The sequence below is a fragment of the Actinacidiphila sp. bgisy167 genome (genome assembly GCF_057707665.1).
The window spans coordinates 1-3,054 of record NZ_JBYIQP010000175.1 but is presented as its reverse complement, the minus strand read 5'-3'; the positions used below and the strand labels follow the sequence as shown (position 1 = coordinate 3,054).

The window sequence follows — 3,054 nt, the reverse complement described above, 5'->3', positions numbered from 1 at the left end:
CCGGACTGTCACCCCGCACGCACCAGCACAGCGGCCACGACCGATCCCATCCATGACGGCACCACCCTGCTTGCCCGTTACCGAGACACGCTCCTAGCGGGGCGCGGGCCCACGGCGCCCGCGCCCCGATCCGCGCACCCCCGCCCCCGCGCGAAGAGGCCGCTACCGCACACCCCGCTCCCAGGTCAGGACGCCGGTGCGCACCGCGCCCCAGATCCTGGCGGGGCCGGGCAGGCTCAGCCGCAGCCTGCGACCGTCCAGGGCGACGATCCGCGTCAGGGAACCGCCCACCCAGTTGGGGAACAGGCTCAACTCCACGCGGTGGACGACCCGGTCCCCCGACGGGACCCGGAAGGTGCCGGCGTACGCGAGGTAGCCCGCGGCCGCCGCCGCCAGTTCTTCGGGCAGTCCCTCCTCGAGCCTGCCGCGGCGGAAGTCCGGCCGCCCCACTCGCATGATCTGAGCCGACATGTACCCGTCGGAGCCGTAGGTGATCAGACCCCGAGGCCGCGGGCCGAAGGGCTCGACGACCTCGCCGGTCGCGACGTCCGCGGCCTCATAGGACCTCAAGTGCCAACTTCCGATCAGGGATTCGCGCAGTTCTTCGGGGGTCATCGCCCACACCTCACATCACCGTCGTTGCTTGACTTTCAGGATGACAAGAGTAATCCTGAATGAGGATGATGCAAATAATCCAGATGGAAGGCACGCGTCATGACCGACTCCTACGACCCCGCGCGCACGGCGATCCTGCTGGTCGACCCCTACAACGACTTCCTGTCCGAGGGCGGCAAGGTCTGGCCCGCTCTGGAACCCGTGGCCACCGAGGTGGGCCTGCTCGACAACCTCCGCGCCGTGGTCGGCGCGGGACGCTCGGCGGGCCAGAAGGTCTTCTTCGTCCCCCACCGCCGCTGGCAGGAGGGCGACTACGAGGACTGGGCGCACCCCAACCCGACGCACCGCGTCATCCAGGACCGGCACACCTTCGCCCTCGGCACCTGGGGCGGCGAGTTCCACCCGGACTTCCGGCCCACCCCGGCGGACGTGGTCGTCCAGGAGCACTGGTCGCAGAGCGGCTTCGCCAACACCGACCTCGACTTCCGGCTCCGGCAGCACGGCATCACCCATGTGATCCTCGTCGGGCTGCTCGCCAACACCTGCATCGAGTCGACCGGCCGCTACGCCATGGAGCTCGGCTACCACGTCACGCTCGTCCGCGACGCCACCGCGGCCTACCGCCCGGAGATGATGCACGCCGCCCACGAGCTCAACGGCCCCACCTACGCCCACTCCCTCACCACCACCGCCGAACTGCTGCGCACGCTCGAGAACGGAGACCACTGACATGCGACTGACCGGAGAGATGCTGATAGGCGCGTCGTCCGTCCCCGCGTCCGAAGGCACGATGAAGGCGCTCGACCCGGCGACCGGGGAACTCGTCGGACCGGAGTTCGCGCTCGGCGGAGCGGCCGAGGTCGACCGCGCCGCGCGCCTGGCCGACGAGGCGTACGACACCTACAACCGCACAGGACTCGACGAACGCGCCGCCTTCCTGGAGCTGATCGCGGACCGGCTCAAGGCGGTCAAGGGTGAACTGGCCGAACGGGCCGCCCTGGAGACCGGCCTTCCGGTCGCACAGCTGGAGGCTGAGGCGGTCAAGTCCGCCGGCCAGTTCCGGCAGTTCGCCGAGGTCGTCCGGCAGGGCCGGTTCCGCCAGGCCGCCGTCGACCCGGCCCAGCCGGAGCGGCAGCCGCGGCCCCGCATGGACCACCGCATGCAGAAGATCGCGATCGGTCCGGTGGCCGTCTTCGGCGCGAGCAACTTCCCCATCTCGTACTCGGTCGCCGGAGGCGACACCGCCGCCGCCCTCGCGGCGGGCTGCCCGGTGATCCTCAAGGCCCACAACGCCCACCCCGGCGCCTCGGAGTTCCAGGCACGGGTCATCCAGAGCGCCGTCGCCGACTCCGGGCTGCACGAGGGCGTGTTCTCGATGGTCCGGGGGGCGGGCAACGCCATCGGCGAGGCCCTGGTGGACCACCCGCTGGTCAAGGCGGTCACCTTCACCGGCTCCGAGGGCGGCGGCATGGCCCTGTACCGGCGGGCGCAGCTGCGCCCCGACCCGATCCCGGTATTCGCCGAGATGACAAGCGTCAACCCTACTTTCGTCCTCCCGGCCGCGCTGGCGGCACGCGGTGGCGCGATCGGCGACGGCTTCGCCGAACGCATGCTCGTCAACGTCGGCCAGGCCTGCCTGAAGCCGGCCGCACTGCTCGCCGTCGACGGCCCGGGGTACGCCGAGATGCGCGAGGCCGCCGCGGCACGGGTGCGCGCGATGGGCGCGCGGACCATGCTGACCCCCGGTATCCACGACGCATACGGGCACGGGGCGCGGCGCCTGCGCGACCTCGGCGCCGCGACCGTGGCGGCCGGGCCGGAACCCGCGGGCGCCCACGAGGGCCGCGCGCAGCTTCTCGAGGTCGACGGCGACCGGTTCCTGGCCGAACCGGCGCTCGCCGAGGAGGTCTTCGGACCGGCCGCGCTGCTCGTCCGGCTGACCGGCACGGAGCAGATGACGCAGGCGGCCCGCGCTTTCCGCGGCCAGCTGTCGGCGACGATGCACCTCGAGGAGGAGGACCACCCGCAGGCGGCGCGCCTGCTACCGGTCCTGGAGCGCCGTACCGGCCGGATCGTGGTGAACGCCTTCGCCCACCCGCAGGAGGTCGGCCACGCCACGATCCACGGCGGTCCGTTCCCCGCCACCACCGACAGCCGCTTCACCTCGGTCGGCATGAGCGCGATCGAGCGCTTCCTGCGGCCCGTCACCTACCAGGGCTTCCCGGACGCGCTGCTCCCCGAGGCACTGGTCCCGGCCAATCCGCTGGGGCTGTGGCGGCTGGTCGACGGGCACCTCACCCGCGACTGACGGCGCGCCCGGCGTGGCACGCGTCCACAGGGATCGCGTCGGCGCGGCAGGCGGGGTGACGTGTGAGACGCCGTCCCGGCTGCCGTGCCGGGCCCCCAGGGAGTGTCGGTGGGGGCAGTCCGGAGGATTCC

Annotated in this window: 3 protein-coding genes; 2 read left to right on the top strand and 1 reads right to left on the bottom strand. The window is 72.2% G+C overall.

The window, feature by feature from the left end; translation table 11 throughout:
• Nucleotides 1–162: 162 nt before the first annotated feature.
• On the bottom strand, nucleotides 163–615 hold the full coding sequence (locus AC3ET4_RS30535; protein ID WP_431955173.1) for a lipocalin-like domain-containing protein: 453 nt from the start codon (nucleotides 613–615) through the stop codon (nucleotides 163–165).
• Nucleotides 616–714: 99 nt separating this feature from the next.
• Between AC3ET4_RS30535 and AC3ET4_RS30530 the strand changes: the two genes are divergently transcribed.
• Nucleotides 715–1,344: a cysteine hydrolase family protein gene (locus AC3ET4_RS30530; RefSeq protein WP_431955171.1), complete on the top strand. Its 630-nt coding sequence runs from the start codon at nucleotides 715–717 to the stop codon at nucleotides 1,342–1,344.
• A 1-nt stretch (nucleotide 1,345) separates the two neighbouring features.
• Complete coding sequence (locus AC3ET4_RS30525) at nucleotides 1,346–2,923, top strand: aldehyde dehydrogenase (NADP(+)) (protein ID WP_431955169.1); 1,578 nt, start codon at nucleotides 1,346–1,348, stop codon at nucleotides 2,921–2,923.
• Nucleotides 2,924–3,054 lie beyond the last annotated feature (131 nt).

Excerpts from the sequence above, each read along its gene's own strand:
- AC3ET4_RS30535 (WP_431955173.1), bottom strand. The coding sequence starts at position 615 with ATGACCCCCGAAGAACTGCGCGAATCCCTGATCGGAAGTTGGCACTTG.
- AC3ET4_RS30530 (WP_431955171.1), top strand. The coding sequence starts at position 715 with ATGACCGACTCCTACGACCCCGCGCGCACGGCGATCCTGCTGGTCGAC.
- AC3ET4_RS30525 (WP_431955169.1), top strand. The coding sequence starts at position 1,346 with ATGCGACTGACCGGAGAGATGCTGATAGGCGCGTCGTCCGTCCCCGCG.